The sequence below is a fragment of the Streptomyces sp. NPDC104761 genome, assembly GCF_055583445.1.
Genome location: NZ_JBVJNZ010000004.1, coordinates 444,476 through 460,646, shown reverse-complemented (window position 1 = coordinate 460,646; position 16,171 = coordinate 444,476). Strand labels below are relative to the sequence as shown.

14 protein-coding genes and 1 pseudogene are annotated in these 16,171 nt (G+C 71.7%); 6 read left to right on the top strand and 9 right to left on the bottom strand.

What is annotated here, in order from left to right; all coding sequences use genetic code 11:
• Nucleotides 1-2: 2 nt before the first annotated feature.
• Complete coding sequence (locus ACZ63F_RS14905; protein ID WP_469711175.1) at nucleotides 3-1,655, top strand: pyridoxal phosphate-dependent aminotransferase; 1,653 nt, start codon at nucleotides 3-5, stop codon at nucleotides 1,653-1,655.
• Between the two features lie 498 nt (nucleotides 1,656-2,153).
• A complete protein-coding gene (locus tag ACZ63F_RS14900) occupies nucleotides 2,154-3,110 on the top strand; it encodes a hypothetical protein (protein ID WP_469711173.1) in 957 nt (318 codons plus the stop codon).
• Nucleotides 3,111-3,210: 100 nt separating this feature from the next.
• Here ACZ63F_RS14900 and ACZ63F_RS14895 read toward each other — a convergent pair whose 3' ends face one another.
• The 5 genes from ACZ63F_RS14895 to ACZ63F_RS14875 form a co-directional block, all read right to left on the bottom strand.
• Nucleotides 3,211-4,821, bottom strand: coding sequence for a methyltransferase (locus tag ACZ63F_RS14895; RefSeq protein ID WP_469711171.1), 1,611 nt, complete (start codon nucleotides 4,819-4,821; stop codon nucleotides 3,211-3,213).
• Between the two features lie 60 nt (nucleotides 4,822-4,881).
• Nucleotides 4,882-6,054, bottom strand: a complete 1,173-nt coding sequence (locus tag ACZ63F_RS14890; protein WP_469711170.1) for a 4-hydroxybenzoate 3-monooxygenase — start codon at nucleotides 6,052-6,054, stop codon at nucleotides 4,882-4,884.
• A 302-nt stretch (nucleotides 6,055-6,356) separates the two neighbouring features.
• Nucleotides 6,357-7,331 (bottom strand): UTP--glucose-1-phosphate uridylyltransferase, encoded by a 975-nt coding sequence (locus ACZ63F_RS14885; RefSeq protein WP_469711168.1) that lies wholly within the window; start codon nucleotides 7,329-7,331, stop codon nucleotides 6,357-6,359.
• A 128-nt stretch (nucleotides 7,332-7,459) separates the two neighbouring features.
• Nucleotides 7,460-8,722 carry a CaiB/BaiF CoA transferase family protein gene (locus ACZ63F_RS14880; protein WP_469711167.1) on the bottom strand — a complete coding sequence of 421 codons (1,263 nt, stop codon included), beginning with the start codon at nucleotides 8,720-8,722 and terminating at the stop codon, nucleotides 7,460-7,462.
• A 5-nt stretch (nucleotides 8,723-8,727) separates the two neighbouring features.
• Nucleotides 8,728-9,954 (bottom strand): acyl-CoA dehydrogenase family protein, encoded by a 1,227-nt coding sequence (locus ACZ63F_RS14875; protein WP_352353380.1) that lies wholly within the window; start codon nucleotides 9,952-9,954, stop codon nucleotides 8,728-8,730.
• A 310-nt stretch (nucleotides 9,955-10,264) separates the two neighbouring features.
• On the opposite strand from ACZ63F_RS14875, the gene ACZ63F_RS14870 reads away from it, so the two are divergent.
• Nucleotides 10,265-11,020: an intradiol ring-cleavage dioxygenase gene (locus tag ACZ63F_RS14870; protein WP_469711165.1), complete on the top strand. Its 756-nt coding sequence runs from the start codon at nucleotides 10,265-10,267 to the stop codon at nucleotides 11,018-11,020.
• Nucleotides 11,021-11,060: 40 nt separating this feature from the next.
• On the opposite strand, the gene ACZ63F_RS14865 is transcribed toward ACZ63F_RS14870, so the two are convergent.
• Nucleotides 11,061-11,525, bottom strand: a complete 465-nt coding sequence (locus tag ACZ63F_RS14865; protein ID WP_469711163.1) for an ATP-binding protein — start codon at nucleotides 11,523-11,525, stop codon at nucleotides 11,061-11,063.
• Between the two features lie 129 nt (nucleotides 11,526-11,654).
• Between ACZ63F_RS14865 and ACZ63F_RS14860 the strand changes: the two genes are divergently transcribed.
• A complete protein-coding gene (locus tag ACZ63F_RS14860; protein WP_469711161.1) occupies nucleotides 11,655-12,476 on the top strand; it encodes a helix-turn-helix domain-containing protein in 822 nt (273 codons plus the stop codon).
• Nucleotides 12,473-12,715: a DUF397 domain-containing protein gene (locus ACZ63F_RS14855; RefSeq protein WP_469711159.1), complete on the top strand. Its 243-nt coding sequence runs from the start codon at nucleotides 12,473-12,475 to the stop codon at nucleotides 12,713-12,715. Before ACZ63F_RS14860 ends, ACZ63F_RS14855 begins: the two co-directional genes overlap by 4 nt.
• Nucleotides 12,716-13,570: 855 nt before the next feature.
• Here ACZ63F_RS14855 and ACZ63F_RS14850 read toward each other — a convergent pair.
• Nucleotides 13,571-14,041: a pyridoxamine 5'-phosphate oxidase family protein gene (locus ACZ63F_RS14850; RefSeq protein ID WP_469711158.1), complete on the bottom strand. Its 471-nt coding sequence runs from the start codon at nucleotides 14,039-14,041 to the stop codon at nucleotides 13,571-13,573.
• 154 nt (nucleotides 14,042-14,195) lie between these two features.
• On the bottom strand, nucleotides 14,196-15,371 hold the full coding sequence (locus ACZ63F_RS14845) for a type III secretion system effector protein (protein ID WP_469711156.1): 1,176 nt from the start codon (nucleotides 15,369-15,371) through the stop codon (nucleotides 14,196-14,198).
• A gap of 221 nt (nucleotides 15,372-15,592) precedes the next feature.
• Here ACZ63F_RS14845 and ACZ63F_RS14840 point away from each other — a divergent pair, with 221 nt between their 5' ends.
• Nucleotides 15,593-15,775, top strand: a complete 183-nt coding sequence (locus tag ACZ63F_RS14840; protein ID WP_469711409.1) for a hypothetical protein — start codon at nucleotides 15,593-15,595, stop codon at nucleotides 15,773-15,775.
• A gap of 87 nt (nucleotides 15,776-15,862) precedes the next feature.
• On the opposite strand, the pseudogene ACZ63F_RS14835 reads toward ACZ63F_RS14840, so the two are convergent.
• Nucleotides 15,863-16,024, bottom strand: a pseudogene (locus ACZ63F_RS14835) (DUF7919 family protein); the annotation flags it as partial.
• Nucleotides 16,025-16,171: the final 147 nt, after the last annotated feature.

The following is a 16,171-nucleotide window of genomic DNA, read 5'->3' as shown; positions in this document are numbered from 1 at the left end:
CAATGGCCGGCAGCGTCACCTCGTTGTTCCGCAGCGGAGCTCACAGCCCGTCGATGGCGGCACTGACCCGCGAGGGGGGCGACGGCACCGGCCCGGTCGACTTCTGCATACCCTGCAACCCGTACTTCCCCACCCCGGTCATGATGGAAACGATGGCCGCCCGCCTGAAGGACATCGTCACCTTCTACCCGAGCAGCGCCGACACCATCACCGCGGAGCTGTGCGAGCTCCTCCAGCTCCCCCCGCAGGCCGTGGCCATGGGCAACGGGTCCACCGAGCTGATCACCTGGATCGACCACCTGCTGGTCCGCGAGTCCCTCGCCGTCCCCGTCCCCACCTTCGGCCGCTGGACCGACCAGCCGATGGAGACCGGCAAGCGCGTCGACATGTTCCCGCTCCAGGAGTCCAACGGCTTCGCGCTCGACCTCGCGCAGTACGCCGAGTTCATCCGCAAGCGGGGCACCAGGGTCGCCGTCGTCTGCAACCCCAACAACCCCGACGGCGGCTTCCTGCACAAGCAGGCGCTGGTGCAGTTCATGGACGCGATGGCCGACCTGGACCTGATCGTCGTCGACGAGTCGTTCCTGGAGTTCGCCGACGCCGAGGCCGAGCCCAGCGTCGTCCAGGAGGCGATGCTCCGGCCGAACGTCATCGTGCTGCGCAGCCTTGGCAAGAACTTCGGCCTGCACGGCATCCGCTTCGGCTACATGGTCGCCAACCCCGCACTGGCCGGCAAGGTCCGCTCGATGCTCCCGAAGTGGAACCTCAACGCGTTCGCCGAGTACGTCGTCTTCATGCTCAAGGAACACGGCACCGAGTACGCGCAGAGCCTGCTCCAGATCCGCAGGGACCGCCTGGAGATGGCCAGCCAGCTCGCCACCCTGCCCGGACTGACGGTCTACCCCTCGCAGGGCAACTTCCTCTTCGTGCGCCTTCCCGTCGGCGCCGAGGGCACCGTGGTGCGGGACCGGATGCTCACCGAGCACCGGATCCTGGTCCGCGAGTGCGGCAACAAGATCGGGTCTTCCAGCCGCTTCCTGCGTCTCGTGGTGCGCCCCGAAGTGGACGTGCGTCGCCTGGTGTCCGCCATGGAACAGGTGCTCTACGGGACCAGGAGGGGAGCCGCCGTACCCGAGCTGAGCGCCGGGACCAGCTACAGCTCGGGTACGGCGGCGGTGGACCGGCTGGTGAGCGAGACCAACGGGGCGGGCCTCCAGCTCGCCCAGGCCGTCGGCGCGGGGCCCGTCCCGGGGCTCGCCGCCGCTCCCGCCGCCGGTGTCGGCATGCCGCTCCCCGTCGCCGCGCAGCAGGGCGGCGCCGGGATGCCGATGCCGGCGGCAGCCATGCAGATGCAGCAGCCTCAGCAGCAGCCGATGATGGCACCGGTGACGCCGATGACACCGGCGCCCGCGCCTGTGCCCGCGCCCGCGCCCGCCCCGATGCCCATGCAGATGCAGCCCCCCGCTCCGGCTGCTCCCGCGCCGGCCGGGCCCACGCCGCCCGGGGTGCCGGCGCGGGGCGGGCTGACGGCGGCGCAGGTCCGGGGCATGACGGCCCCCGCACCGCCGGTCCCGAACCTGGCCCCGGCCCCGGCCACCGGCTGGCCGAACGCCCAGAGCTGGCCCAACGCGGCAGGGATGGGGCAGGCCGGCTAGGCCGTTCCGCCTGAAACAGGCCTCGAGCCGCCGCCGTCACCGTCGACCGCAAGGCCGCCAACGCCCCCAGCGGCGCGGTCGGTCCGGGCTCGGTCGACCTGCTCACCGGTGACGTCGGTCTGTCGGCCACGGACGCCTCCGCGTTCGGTGCGACCGTGACCCGCGCGTTCTCCTCCCGAAACCCGCAGGGCGCCGCCGCAAGGTCGGACAGGTCGCCGTTCCCGAACCGAACTGGACTTCGGGCGTCACCGCGCCGACACCCGACTGGACCTGCCTGGTCGTACTACGGCCACCCCGAGCCCGGCGACTACTACTGGCACGCATCATGGGGCGAGCACAGCGGGAGTGACCGCGGACGCTACCGCTACGACGTGTTCTTCATCGGCCATGTGGAGGGCTACACCAAGGTGGAGATCGACTTCGCGGGCGACGTGATCATGCCCGGCGGGAAGTCGTACACCCTGTACGGCTACGGAAAATGGGACTAGCGAGGCCGTGATGGCGCTGAGAACTGGAAAGACGTACGTCATGGCCGGCAACGGGCTCGGCGACTTCGTGGCCGTGCCGCTGACGCGGCCGCACGACGGAGGTCCACAGGTGTCCACCGTCGTGCTGGTCGGCGACGAGGGACGGGTCGTCCGTGAGATCGCCGGTACCCGGGCGGGCGGGGAGAACGGCGTCGTACGCCTGTCCCCCGCCCTGCTCCAGGAACTCCCCCTGGACCTTGACTGGGTCCGGGCGGCGCACGAGACACCGCTCGAACTCGTACTGCTGGATGCGGAGTTGCCGAACCGGGCCGCCCACGAAGCGCTGGCCGCGTTCCTGCGGGAGCGCGGCAGCCCGGGTGTCGAGGTGGTGTCGGTCGGCGGCCCGTTCCGCTGCGCCTGCGCGACGGCGGTACGGCTCATGCCACCTGGCAGGTCCGGGGACGCCGTAGCGTCACTGCTGCCGCTGCTCGACGACGTCACTGTCTGTCTCGTGGGAGCCGGCGACGGCTCCGCCGGCTCCGCCTCGGATTACTGGGAGTTCGTGTCCGGGCTGACCTCCGCCCGGGAATCGGGCATCGAGGAGGGCACCGCCCGCGAGTTCGCCACCGTCGTCGTGCAGGACTGCTCTGACGTCCTGTCCCTCGCCTGCGCGGCAGCGATGGGGTTCGAGGGAGACGTGGCGACCTTTCCCGACGGGGACATCGCGCGGGTGGACCGGAGTTCGGCCAGGGTGGTCCGGTTCACGGCCGCGGACGAGCCCCTCGCCCTGGCCCCCCACGAGTGCGCGGGAGTGACGCCCGAACGGCGTCGGCACCCGGGCGCGCCCGAGCACGGTCCGGACGCGGTGACCTGGCGGCGACTGGCGCAGACCATGGGGGTGACCGGCCCGAGGGAGGTCGCACGGGCTGCGGACGAACTGCTGAGGTCGGGAGAGGAACTCACCCCCTTCCCGGTGCACCGAGTGTGATGCGGCGCCGGCCGCACACACAGCACGGCCCCGCGCCCCGCAAGGGGCGCGGGGCCGTGCGCATTGAGCCCCCCACCGGGCCGCGGTGGACGACCCGCGGTCAGTCCCGCACGGCGTGCAGGAGTGAGGCTCCCAGGGGGAGGGGATGGCAGGCCGCCTGTGTGAAGCCCGCCTGCTCCAGCAGGCGCCCGTAATGGGCCTCGTCGCGTTCCCGGCCGCCCACGTTGCACAGCATGTGGAGGTCCCAGGCCGCGGCCGTGTCACCGGGCAGCAGGCGTTCCACGACGAGCAGTTGGCTGCCCTCGTGCATCGCCTCGGCGCAGCGGCGCAGGATGGTCAGGCAGCGGTCGTCGTCCCAGTCGTGCAGGACGCGGGACAGGAGGTAGACGTCGCCGCCGGACGGGACCGACTCCGTGAAGTCGCCCTCGGCGAACGTGCAGCGGCCGGAGAGGCCGGCCAGTTCCGACCGGGCCGCCGCCAGGGCGTCGGTGCGTTCCAGCAGGACCCCCTCCAGGTGGCCGTGGGCCCGCAGGATCCGGCCGAGCAGGGCGCCGTTGCCGCCGCCGACGTCGACGACGCGCCGGACGCCGGAGAAGTCGACGAGGTCCGGCACCGGCGTGAACATCTCCGCGCTCGCCGCCATCGACCGGTGGAAGAGGCCGGCGAGTTCGGGGTGCTCGGCGAAGTAGCGGAAGTGGTGCTTGCCGTAGCGGTGGGCGAAAGCTTCCTTCCCAGTGCTGACGGCGTACGGGAGCCCGGCGAAGGAGTCGTAGAACGGGCCGCCGTACAGCAGTGCGAGGGGGTGCAGGGAGTGCTCGGTGTGGGTGCGCAGGGGTTCGCCGAGGGCGGTGAGGTGGTGGGTGCCGTCGGGGGACGAGGTGAGCAGACCCAGGGTGGTGAGGTAGCGCAGCAGGCGGCGCAGGGCGTCCGGGTCGGTGGTGGTGAGGGTGGCGAGGGTGGTGGTGTCCAGGGCGGGGTGGGCGGCCAGGTGGTCGGCGATGCCCAGTTCGGCCATGGTGCGGACGGCCTGGGTGGCCCAGGCGCCGGTCATGACGCCGAGGAGGGCGAGGGCGGGGTCGGGCAGGGGTTCCTGGCGGCCGGGGAGGCGGAGTTCGAAGCGCCGGTGGCCGGCGGTGCGGAAGTAGAGGACGGTGACGTTCTCGTGGTTGTTGTAGCCGCCGCCGTCCGGGACCGCGCGGCCGCGTTCCGTCAGCAGGGTGCGCAGTCCGGCGGGGATCACCCGGCCCGGTGCGGTCACCGCGAAGGCGTGGTGCGACTCGTGGCCGCCCGCCCGCTCGTCGGCGGCGACCGCCTCCAGCGGGGAGCCGGGCGGCACGGGCAGCGCGAAGATCTCCACGGTCCGCCCGGCCACCGGCACGTGCACGATCCCGACCGGACTGTCACCGAGGACGGCGCCGTAGCGCCGGGCCAGCCGTCCGCGCACCACCACGCTCGGGGTGATGGGACCCGGGTCGAGGCCCGCGCTGCGCAGGTCGTCGCGGAGCCCGTCGAGGGATGAGGGGAAGACCAGGACGGCGGTGTGGTCGTAGCCGAGGTGGCGGGCGACGTCGGCCCGTTCGTCGGCCGTCAGGCCGGGCAGCAGCCCGGCGAGGACCTGGTCCGTGTCGTGGTCGCGAACGTGGTCGGCCGCGTGCCGGATCCGGTCCAGGTCGGTTTCCGTCAGACATGCCTGTACGACGGAGAGGTTCATGAAGCATTCCCGATGATCGTGGGGCAGGAGGAACCGGGGGCGGCAGCGCCGGCCCGGGGGTCAGATGCCGGTGTAGTTCTCGGCGAAGAAGTCCTGGTGGGCGCGGGAGGTGCGCAGGCTCTCCAGGCGGGCGTACTGCAGCCGGCGGCCGTAGCGGGCCTCGTCGTCCGCACCGGCCGGGCCGTGCAGCAGGCCGCTCATCCAGTGCGAGAACTCGTGGGCCCGCCAGACGCGGGGCAGGCAGTCGGCGGCGTAGCGGGCGAGGCCGGTTCCGTCGCCGTGGACCAGGGCCGCTTCGAGGGCGAGGGCCAGCAACTCGGCTTGGAGGACGGCGAGGTTGGCGCCCTTGGCAGCCGAGGGGCTGATGAGTCCGGCGGCGTCACCGGCCAGCCACAGCCGTCCGGCGCCCGGGGAGTCCAGGACGTCGGAGCGCAGGTCGACGACGGCCTTCTCCAGGACGGGGCCGTGGCGCAGCGGCCCGAACTCGGCGGTCCGCAGCCGGGTCGCCAGCTCCGTCCAGATCCGGTCCGCGCTCCAGTCGGCGGGGTCGGTGCCGCGCGGGCACTGGAGGTAGTACCGGGTGACGGTGTCCGTGCGGGCCATGTGGCCGGCGAACCCGCGCTCGTGCAGGGCGTATCCGACGGCCTCCAGGCTGGGCGGGGCCGCGACCAGCACGGCCAGCCAGGAGACCCCGTGGTCCCGGCGGGCGGTCCGGATGCCGCGGGCCGTCAGCGCGGCGCGGCCGGTCCCCCGGTGCCCGTCGCAGCCGGCGACGTACCGCCCGGTGACGTCGGCGCCGCCGCGCACCCGTACCCGGGCCGTCGCGCCCTCCTCGGTCACTTCGCCGGCCTCGGCGCCGAACCGGATCTCCCCGCCGCGCCGCAGGTACTCGGCGATCAGGTCCCGTACGAGTTCCTGCTGCGGGTAGACGGTGTGCGGCTCACCGAGGCCCAACTTGCCGTAGTCCAGGGTGAACCCGCCGCGCTCGCTGCGGAACAGGCAGGTGGTGTGGGTCTTCCCGCGGGCCAGCAGGCCCCCGGCCAGGCCGTGTTCCGTCAGCACGCGCACGGAGTGGGCGGCCAGGAATCCGGCGCGGGCCCTGCCCTCGACCGCGGCACGGTCGCGCCGCTCCAGGATCACGCAGTCGACGCCGCGGTCCAGCAGCAGGTTCCCCAGTACGAGCCCTGCCGGGCCGGCGCCGAGGATCACTACACCGGCCTGTGCTGTTGCCATGCCCCGCCCCTGGAGTTGCCCTCTGTCCAGAAGGTTTCATATCAGCCGCATCCCATACATAAGGCGTGGAAGTGGACTAATTACCCCTAAAGGGTTGTCCGAGGTGACGAGAGCTGCCGGGAAACGCCGGGAACCAGGGCGGAAACGGAACGGTGCCCGTCCGCATCGAATGCGAACGGGCACCGGATCGAGCGCCGGGCAGGCCTTGCACCTGCATCTCCCCGCAGGAAGCGGGGCGTCTTTCCTTGGACCACCAACGCAGCACCAGCCTCCGCGAGTTGCGGCGACCAGCTCTGAAACGATCATACCGTACGCCGCACGTCGTCCCGCAACTCGCCCTGCGACCCGCCCCGCACGTCGCCCCGCAACTCGCCCCGCCCGTCGCCCTCGTCGAGCTTGCTGACCAGCCCGCGCAGCACGGGCCCGTACTCGGGGTGGGCGAGGGCGAAGGCCATCTGCGCGACGAGGTAGTCGGCCGGGTTGCCGGTGTCGTACCAGCGGCCCTGGATGACCTGCCCGTACACGGCCCGGCTGCCGGCGTAGGCGTTGATGGCGTCGGTGAGGTACACCTCGCCGGTGCGGTGCTCGTACCAGCGGCGGGTCTGCTCGCGCAGCTCGTCGATGATGCCGGGGGTGACGACGTAGCCGCCGATGGCCGCGTACGGCGACGGCGCGTCGGCCGGCGCGGGCTTCTCGACCAGGCCGGTGATGCGCAGCTGGCCGTCGCCGAGGTCCTCCTTGACGATGGGCACGCCGTAGCGCTGGGAGTCGGCAGGATCCATCGGGAGCAGGGCGAGGACCGGGCAGCCGGTCTGCTCGTAGGCGCGGATGAGCTGCTGGGCGCGGGGCACCTCGGCGACGAACACGTCGTCGGGCCAGAGCACGAGGACGGGCTCGTCGCCGAAGGAGCGGGCGGCGTTCAGCACGGGCGTGCCGTTGCCGTACGGCCCGTACTGGTCGAGGTAGGTGATGTGCCCCTTGCGGGCCAGCTCGGCGACCTCCTCGACGGCGTCCGCGTAGGCGGTCTTGCCGTCGGCGCGCAGCTGCTCCACGAGGGCGGGATTGGGCCGGAAGTGGTCCTGGATCAGGCTCTTGCCGCCCGAGACGACGATGGTGATGTCGGTGATCCCGGAGTCCACCAGCTCCCGCACGGTGTGCTCGATCACCGGTTTGTCGCCGACGGGGAGCATCTCCTTCGGCGTGGCCTTGGTCAGGGGCAGCAGGCGGGAGCCCAGTCCGGCGGCGGGGATCACGGCCCTGCGGATCGTCGGGGACATCAGGTCTCTCTCGGTCGGACGGCACGGGGTACGCGGACGCTACCAACGGACCCTGTCCCACCCGGGAAACGCAGACCGGCCGGACCCCTACTTCCGGACGATTTCGAAGTGAAGCCGAGATGAAGGGTTCAGTGCGGTGGCTCCTGCGGCGGGGTGCCGGGGACCGCTCCCCCGGCGTGCAGTTCGGCGATCTCGGCGGGGCCGAATCCCAGCTCGGCGAGGATCTCGTCGTTGTGCTCGCCCAGGTCCGGCGCCCGCTTCGCCGGCACCTTCGGGACCCCGCGCAGGACGACCGGGCTGCTGACGGTCTCCGTCAGCCCGTCGACTCCGGCCAGCGGCACGACGATGCCGTTCGCACGCAGCTGCGGGTCCCGCACGGCCTCCTCCGGTGTCTGGATGAGGCTGTAGGTGATGCGTTCCCGGTCCAGCGCCTCCTTCCAGTGGGCGAAGGGCCGCGAGCGGAACGCGGTGTCGAGCAGTTCGGCCAGCGCGACGGAGTTCTCGGCCAGCGCCTCCGGGTCGGCGAACCGGGGGTCGTCGAGCAGTTCGGGGTGTCCGACGGCGCGTGCCAGTCCCTGCCGGCGCACGTGCGAGGCGACCAGCATGAACCACTCGCCGTCCGCGGTCCGGTAGGGGTTGACCAGCGGGTTCGCCGGTGCCTTCCGGTCGTGCAGCTCGAAGGGCGTGCCGTCGGCGAGGGCACCGGCGACGAGGGTTCCGGTGGCCCAGACGCCCGAGGCGAGCAGTGACGTCCCGACGTTGGCCCCCCGTCCCGTCCGCTCGCGGTGGTAGAGGGCGGTCGTGATCGCCGCGTAGACGGCGATCGCCGTCGCGTAGTCACCGCTGCCCCACACCGGTACGGTCGGCGGGGCGCCCGCGTCACGGGTGGAGGCCAGCAGGCCGCTGCGCGACCAGTAGGCGGTCAGGTCGAAGCCCGGCTGCCGGGCGTCGGGACCGGTGTCCCCGAAGCCGGTGATGTCGGCGTAGACGACCCTGGGGTTCCAGCCCGCGACCTCCTCGTAGCCGAGGTGCAGCTTCTCGCGCGTGCCGTGCGGGAAGTTGGTGATCACTACGTCGGCCCACTCGACGAGCCGCTTGAGGACCTCGACGGCCGCCGGTGTCTTCAGGTCCAGCACCATGCCCCGCTTGTTACGGTTGGCGAGGTGCCAGCTGTAGTTGGCCGCGGCCTGCGGACTGGGCGGCACGGAACTCAGCCGCCGCTGGGGGTCGCCCGCCCCCGGCGGCTCGATCTTGATGACGTCCGCCCCAAAGTCGGAGAGAACGGTGGCCGCGGCCGGTGCCGCGATGAACGAGGACGCGTCGAGGACCTTCAGGCCGCTGAAGACGGATTCGGGGGTGCCGGATTCGGGAGTCACGGATTCGGGAGTCATCGCCGTCACTTCACGAACGCGCTCAGGCCGTCGGTGACGGCGCGTCCCACGATCAGGGTCTGGATCTCCCGCGTGCCCTCGTACGAGTAGAGGGCCTCGGCGTCGGCGACGAAGCGGCCGACCTTGTAGTCGAGGATGATGCCGTTTCCGGCCAGCAGCTCCCGGGCCCAGCCGACGTTCTCCCGCATCCGCACGGTGCAGTACGCCTTCGCGAGGGCGGAGTGCTCGTCCCGGTAGATCCCGGCGTCCTGCAGCTGCGCCAGCCGCGTCACCATCCCGCACGAGGCCGTGGCGTTGCCGAGCATCTTCACCAGCAGGTCCTGGACGAGCTGGAAGCCGCCGATCGGGCGCCCGAACTGCTCGCGCTCCTTCGCGTACCGCAACGCGATCTCGTACGCGCCGAACATCACGCCCACGGCCTGCCAGGCCACCCCGCTGCGCGTCTGGCGCAGGATGCCCGCGGTGTCCTTGAACGAGTTCGCGTTCTGCAGCCGGTTGGCCTCCGGAACACGGCAGCCCTCGAGCACGATGTCGGCGTTCTGCACGATCCGCAGCGCCATCTTGTTCTCGATCTTCGTCGCGGTGAACCCGGGGGTGTCCTTCTCCACGACGAAGCCCAGCACGTGGTTCGTCTCGGTGTCCCGCGCCCAGATCACGACCAGGTCGGCGAAGGTGGCGTTGCCGATCCACCGCTTGGCCCCGTCGAGGACCCAGCCGTCGCCGTCGCGGCGCGCGGTCGTGCGCAGGCCGCCGGCCACGTCGGACCCGCCGTGCGGCTCGGTCAGCCCGAAGGCCCCGATCTTCTCGAAGCGGCTCATCGCCGGCAGCCACCGCCGCTTCTGCTCCTCGGAGCCGCAGGCGAGGATCGAGCCCATGGCGAGCCCCGTGTGCACGCCGGAGAAGGTCGCCAAGGACGCGTCGGCATGCGCGAATTCCAGCGCGAGGAATCCCGAGAGGAGATTGCTCGGCTTCGACTCCGTGGAGTCCGGGTCCGCCCAGTCGGCGAGCCCGAGGCCGCCGAATCCCGGCACCAGCTGGAAGGGGAACTCGGCCCGTGCCCAGTAGTCGTCGACAAGGGGAGCGGCCTGCGTTTCCAGGAACGCACGGACGCGCTCGATCTTCTCCCGCTCGCCGTCCGTCAGCAGTTCCTCGAAGGAGTAGAAGTCGGCGGGAAGCAGCCCCTCGCCCAGGTAGGGACCGGACGGCGTCGGCAGGGGCGGGGTGGCGCCCATGGAAATCCTCCTCCAGCACTGCGGGACCGGGTGGTGACGTCGAAGCCCCTCGCCACCCGGCACTGTCCGTGCGGTGTCTCGGTTCTCCGGCGCGATTAGACCCGGATCCCGCACCGAATTCCGCGAGCCCTCGCCGTTCAGGGGGCGCCCTTGTCGCGGCGAACTACCCTAATGGCCCCTTTGCCCGCGTATTGTCCGCGATGCCGGACACCACTCGCCGACCCGGCTGTCTCAACTCGGGACTTGACGGCCGGTCGCTTTACGGAACTGACAGCTCGCCGACAGGAGGCCCCCCTACGGTGCCGTGTCCATGACAGAAACCTCAGATGGCGCCCGCTCCGTCGGCCGCCGTACCGTACTCGTCGCCACCGGGACGACCGCCGCCGCCCTGGCCGTAGGCGCAGCGGTCTCGACCGAGGCCCCCGTGGCAGCCGCCGCCCCCGACCTCCGGCCGGCCGCCGCGGCGGTCTGCGCTCTCACGGAGGAAATGACCGAAGGCCCCTACTACCTCGACGGCGCGCTGGTCCGCACCGACATCACCGAGGGCAAGGCGGGCATCCCGCTCAAGCTCGCCCTCACCGTCGTCAACTCCGCCTGCACCGCCGTCCCGAACGCCCTCGTCGAGGTCTGGCACACCGACGCGCTCGGCGAGTACTCCGGCTATGTCGGCAACAACGGCCACAACGAGGCCGACGACGGCACCTTCCTGCGCGGCGGCGTTCTCACCAACTCCAGCGGTGTCGCCAACATCACCACGATCTACCCGGGTTGGTACCGGGGCCGCTGCATCCACATCCACGTGAAGGTCCACACGGGCGTCACCCTGACGTCCAACGGCTCCTTCACCGGCGGCAGGACCGTGCACACCGGCCAGCTCTTCATCGACGAGACCATCACCACGGCGGTCGCCAAGGTCTCGCCCTACTCGACCAACACGACCACCCGCACCACCCTCGCGCAGGACTCGATCTACGACGACGGCGGCGCCTCCTCCGGCCTCATGACCGTCACCGGCTCCACCACCGCCGGCTACACCGGCACGCTCACCCTGGGCGTCTCGACCTGACGCCCCCCGGCCCCGGGGGGACACCCTCCCGGGGCCCCGCTCAGGACCGGCGGCGAAGCGGCAGGTCCACCTCGGCCCGTACGGTCTTGCCCGGTGCGCCGTCGCAGTCCCGCTCCAGCACCTCCCACCGATCCGCCAGCGCGTCCACGAGCACGAGCCCGCGCCCACCGGCGTCCAGCGGCCCCGACGGCCGTACGTCCCGGGGGCCGGGCGGCCGCCGTTCGGCCCGGGTGTCGGTGACCTCGACCCGCACGCTCCCCGTCACCACCGACAGCCGCAGCTCGAAGTCCCGCCCCGGCACGCGGCCGTGCGTCACGGCGTTCGCCGCCAGCTCCGCGACGATCACCGACACCTTGTCGATCACCTCCGCCGACGCGAACCGGCCACCCCATGCGTGGAGTTGCGCGACCGCGAGATGCCGCGCGAGCCGGGCACCCCGCGGGGTGCCACTGAGCCGCTGGGCGAGTGTTCGACTGACGGTGACGGTGGTGAGGGGTACGTCCATGCCCCCAATCTGCCGCCGACGACGGGCACTTCTCCAGGTGGGAGCCGCGTACGCCGGTCCCGCGTACGCGGTCACGGACTGGACCGTACCGGTGACGCGCCGTCACCATGGGGCCGGGAGGTGGCCTACGTGGGCGATGGAGCGGAGCCGGAGTCGTCGGACAGTCTGCGGACCTTCGGGGCAGTGGTCCAGGCGTTGCGCGAACATGCCGGGCTGAGCCGTGAGGAGTTCGGCGAACGGGTGCGGTTCTCGAAACACACGGTGGCGTCCGTGGAGCTGGGCCGCCGCATGCCGGACGAGTCCTTCGTGGAGGCGGCGGAGGAGGCCCTGGGCAACACGGGCGCGCTGCGGCGGGCGGCGGGGCATGTGGCTCGGCAGCCTGGGTTGGCGGCTTGGTTTCGGCGGTGGGCTCGGATGGAGGCGGCGGCGATCACGCTGTACACCTACGAATGCCGGTTGCTGCCCGGCCTGTTGCAGACGGAGGCGTACGCGCGGACGTTGTTCACCCAACAGCTGCCGCCGCTGGACGACGAGCAGATCGAGGCACAGTGGGTGGCCCGAGCCGACCGACAGCGACTACTGCGCGAGCGCCCCAACACGGCGTTCAGCTTCATCCTGGAAGAGGGGGTGTTCCTGCGCCGGACCGGCGGAACAGAGGTCACCCGAGAACTCATCGCTCATGTGCTGCGGCTCGCGGAGTTGCGGAACGTCGAGATCCAGGTCATGCCCACGGTACGGGAGTCACACGCGGGGCTCGACGGCCCGGTGCAGCTTATGGAGACACCGGAGAACAAGTGGTTCGCCTACTGCGAGGGGCAACGCGGGGGCCTGCTCGTATCCGACCCGAAGGAAGTCAGCATCCTCCAGCAGCGCTATGCCAGGATGCGCTCACAGGCTCTTACGCTGAAAGACTCACGGAGCCTGTTGCAGCGGATGCGAGGGGACCTATGAGCACCATGAACCTGTCGTGGTTCAAGAGCAGTTACAGCAGCGGCGGCGACGGCGACTGCGTCGAAGTGGCCCTCACCTGGCATAAGTCGAGCTACAGCAGCGGATCCGGCGACAACTGCATTGAGATCGCCCCCTGCCCCACCACCATCCACATCCGCGACTCCAAGAACCGCCAGGGCCCCCAGCTCGCCCTCTCCCCCACCGCGTGGGCCAACTTCCTCACGCACACCGGAAAGTGACCGTAGGGCCGCCCGCTTCTCTTTCATGGTCGTGCCTCCGCGACCCGAGTAAAGGGCGCTGCGCGTCGCCTTCGGCGATGGGCCTGCGGCCCACCCTTGACACGGGTCGCTCCACCACGGGGAAGAAGCGAGCGGGCTGCCCGCGAAAGTGGGCGGCTCAGGCAAACAGGCCCCACGGTCGGCTGCGGACGCGTCCGGCGTGAAGGGACGCGGTCGCGCCTCGCCGGCACGCCGGGCGGGCAAAGCGGCGAACGGCCGGTGGTGGGTGGCCGAAAGCCAGGGCCGGAGCCACCAGCGCCGCATCGGCCCTCCGCATCGCCGCACCGTCTGGAGGCGCGAAAGGAGGATGTGTGCCGGGCTGGGGGGATGTCCGCCAGGTGAGGCGGGGATGGACCGGTGGACGGGTGGCACGGATCCTCCGATCCACCCGTGACGCCACCGGAACAGCAGGACTCTGCGGCTGGGCTGAGCGGTCCGGCCGCCACCGGCCGTTCGCCGCTTTGCCCGCGCGGCGTGCCGCCGAGGCGCGGTCGCGCCCCCGGCCGCGATGCGGAGTTGACCGACGGCTGGTACACTCCGGTCGGCCCCCGTTCCCCTCCGGCCGCCCGCACGCTTCTCTCCCGTGCTGGAACGCACCGAGTCAAGGGTGGGCCGCAGGCCCATCGCCGAAGGCGACGCGCAGCGCCCTTTACTCGGTGCGCGGAGGCACGACACTGGCCGGAGAAGCGGGTGGCCTCACGGTCCTTGTCCGGCAGGCGCGCACACCGGCAGGCCTCCGGCGTCTCGGCCGCAGACGCCTTTCCACCGGATTCGTCTCGGCAAGCCCGTGCACGGGCCCGTACGTGGCCCGCAGCCCTAGACCAGCCACTTCCCGTCGCGCATCAGGGTCCGTCCGGCCAGCTCCGGCACCGTTCCCCAGGCCTGCAGTACCTGCGGGGCGACCTGGAAGAACACGTACGACGGGTGGTCCTCGCGGGGGTCCCAGCCGTCCTTGGCGGCGAAGGAGTCGCCCACCGCGGCCGGGAGTTCCTCCCGGGTGAGCATGCGCGCGGTGCCGTGGACCAGGACGACGTCGCGGGTGTGGCCGAAGGAGAGCCGGACCCGGCCGGAGGCGATGAGGTTGCGTCCGGTCGGGTTGGTGTCGCGCGTGGCCAGCCACACGCTCTCGCCGTCCCACCAGAAGGCGAGGGGGACGAGGCACGGCTCGCCGCCCGCGTCGGCCGTGGCGACCCATACGTCGTTGTCCCGCGCGAGCCGCTCCAGGGCCTCGCGCTTGCGCTGCTCCTGGCTTCGGGGTTCGCTGCGGGGAGAGTCAACTGATGCCATGCGGCGAGGCTATGAGGTGACGCGTCCGGCCGCATCCGGCGTCGGGACTAGGGCGCGAGGCGTAGGGCCGTTGTGGCCGGCGGCCGTTGTGGCCGGCGGCCGTTGTGGCCGGCGGCCGTTGTGGCCGGCGGCCGTTGTGGCCGGCGGCCGTTCCTCAGGTGTAGCCGCCGCGGCGTGGCAGGCCGTGTTCGTCGCGCAGCATCTCCTCCGTGGTGACCGGCACCCGCCGCTGCTCGTGCAGGGCGGTGGAGGTCTCGTTGCCGGTGACGGTCGCCGCCTCCTCGTCACCGATGTTGCGGATGTTGATGCCGTGCATGTTGTGCTGCGCGTGAATCAGTTCGTGCCCGTAGACCAGGAAGGCGGGCGAGACGGCCTCGCCCTCGTGCGCGCCCTCGCTGTCCCGCAGGCCGTGCGGCACGGCGACGACGCTGGTGCTGCCCCTGCCGGGGGTGTCGGGGGCGGACGCGAGTCCTTCGGGCGTGTCGACGGCCGCCTCCGCGCCGACCACGCTGTTGCCGCCCATGAACTCGATCTGCTCGGGGTGGAAGGGCACGACGCTCACCATGGCCGTGCCGGCGCCCGCGACTCCGGCGGTGAGACCGCCGACCAGGTCCCGGCCGTGCTGCCGGGAGAGCAGCCGGGCGTGGTGGGACAGCATCTGGTCCTCGAAGCCCCGCACCGGGGCGGGCGTACGGTCTTCGCCGAACGGCCGCGGGGTGGAGGAGGTCCTGATGCCCTGGCCGCCGACCACCCGCGACCAGGTGTCGGACAGCTGCGCCAGGCCCTCGGTGTCCTGGGGACCGATGTCGGCGCCGACGGGGCGCAGGCCGAACCGGCGCAGGATGCCCACGTACTCGATGTGCCGCTGCTGGATCTCGTCCAGCAGGGCCTTCAGCGCGGTGGTGCGCGGGTTGGCCGTCCGGCCGGCCGGGCCGTCGGCGCGGAACTGGCCGTAGACCATGTGCTCGGCGGTGTCCAGAGACATGCCGAGGTCGTCGCAGTGCTTCTGCTGGCTCTCCCTGCCCCGCAGCCGGAACGCGAACCCCTGTGCCGTGGCGATCAGGGAGCGGGCGGTGCCCAGCATCTCCTCCACCGCGTCGACGATGGGCTGGATCTCCGGATCGGCCGTCCTGGTCCGCTGCACCGTCGCGACGGGGTCCCGGAGCCGCTGAACCACCCGGGTCACCGCTTCGTTGCCGGCGGTCCCCTGGAAATCCCGGACGCCCGCAGGGCTCAGGTCCCGCACGGGCGGCCGGACGGTCGCCGCTTCGGACCGCTGCGGCCCGGCCCCGGTCGCCTCGACCGCACCGGGCCGTGTCTGCGCGCGCACGCCACTTCTCCTTCATGTCGGCCAGGGCAGAGAGGGAGGATCCTCCACCCCTGGCGGCTCGCGGGGAAGGTGCGGAGGGGCAAGCCCGGGGGCAGACATGCCCCGCCTCTACCCGCGACCGGCCGTCCTCCTCGAGGTGCAGGACGTCGGTCGGTTCCGGTGGCGCAGGAGGCCTCCGCGCCGCCACCGGTCAGGATCTCCCAGCGGACCCGGGCGCGGCCGTGGTGGATCTGCGGCTGCTCGCGCAGCCGGAGGGCGACCGGGCCCATGTGGGCGGCGAACTGGTTGCGGAAGTCGATGAGGCCGGTTTCGCCCCGGTGCACCGCGAACGCGCCTACGCCGATCTCGGCGCGGCGCGCGAGGCGGTGGAGGCCGTGCTCGCCGGACACGAGCCGAATGCGTGACTCATGGGATCCGCCAGGATGGCGGCCAGGGTTTCCGCCCTGGAGTCCCAGCGAAAGGGCGCTCCCCTCACGTGTATATCCATGCCGTGTCACATAGTGGAGGACGAGCAAGGGAGCCGAGAACACCACTGGCTGATCCGCGGAGTAGACGTGAATTTCTCCATCGCCACCCCGCCCGTCTTCATCGGAACAGAAATCGCAGTCGTGGCTGCCGAGTGTGAGGCTGCGCAGCCAACCGACGTTCTTCATCGCGAACGGCGAGTAGCCGTCGCGGTAGACCGAGAGATCTTCGTACTCAGCCACTTCCGGCTGCAGGGCGTTGGCAGGCGACCCGGTGGCATACACCCACGTGGGGCTCCAGCAGATCGCTCACCAGCGTGTCGTCGTCCACGACCC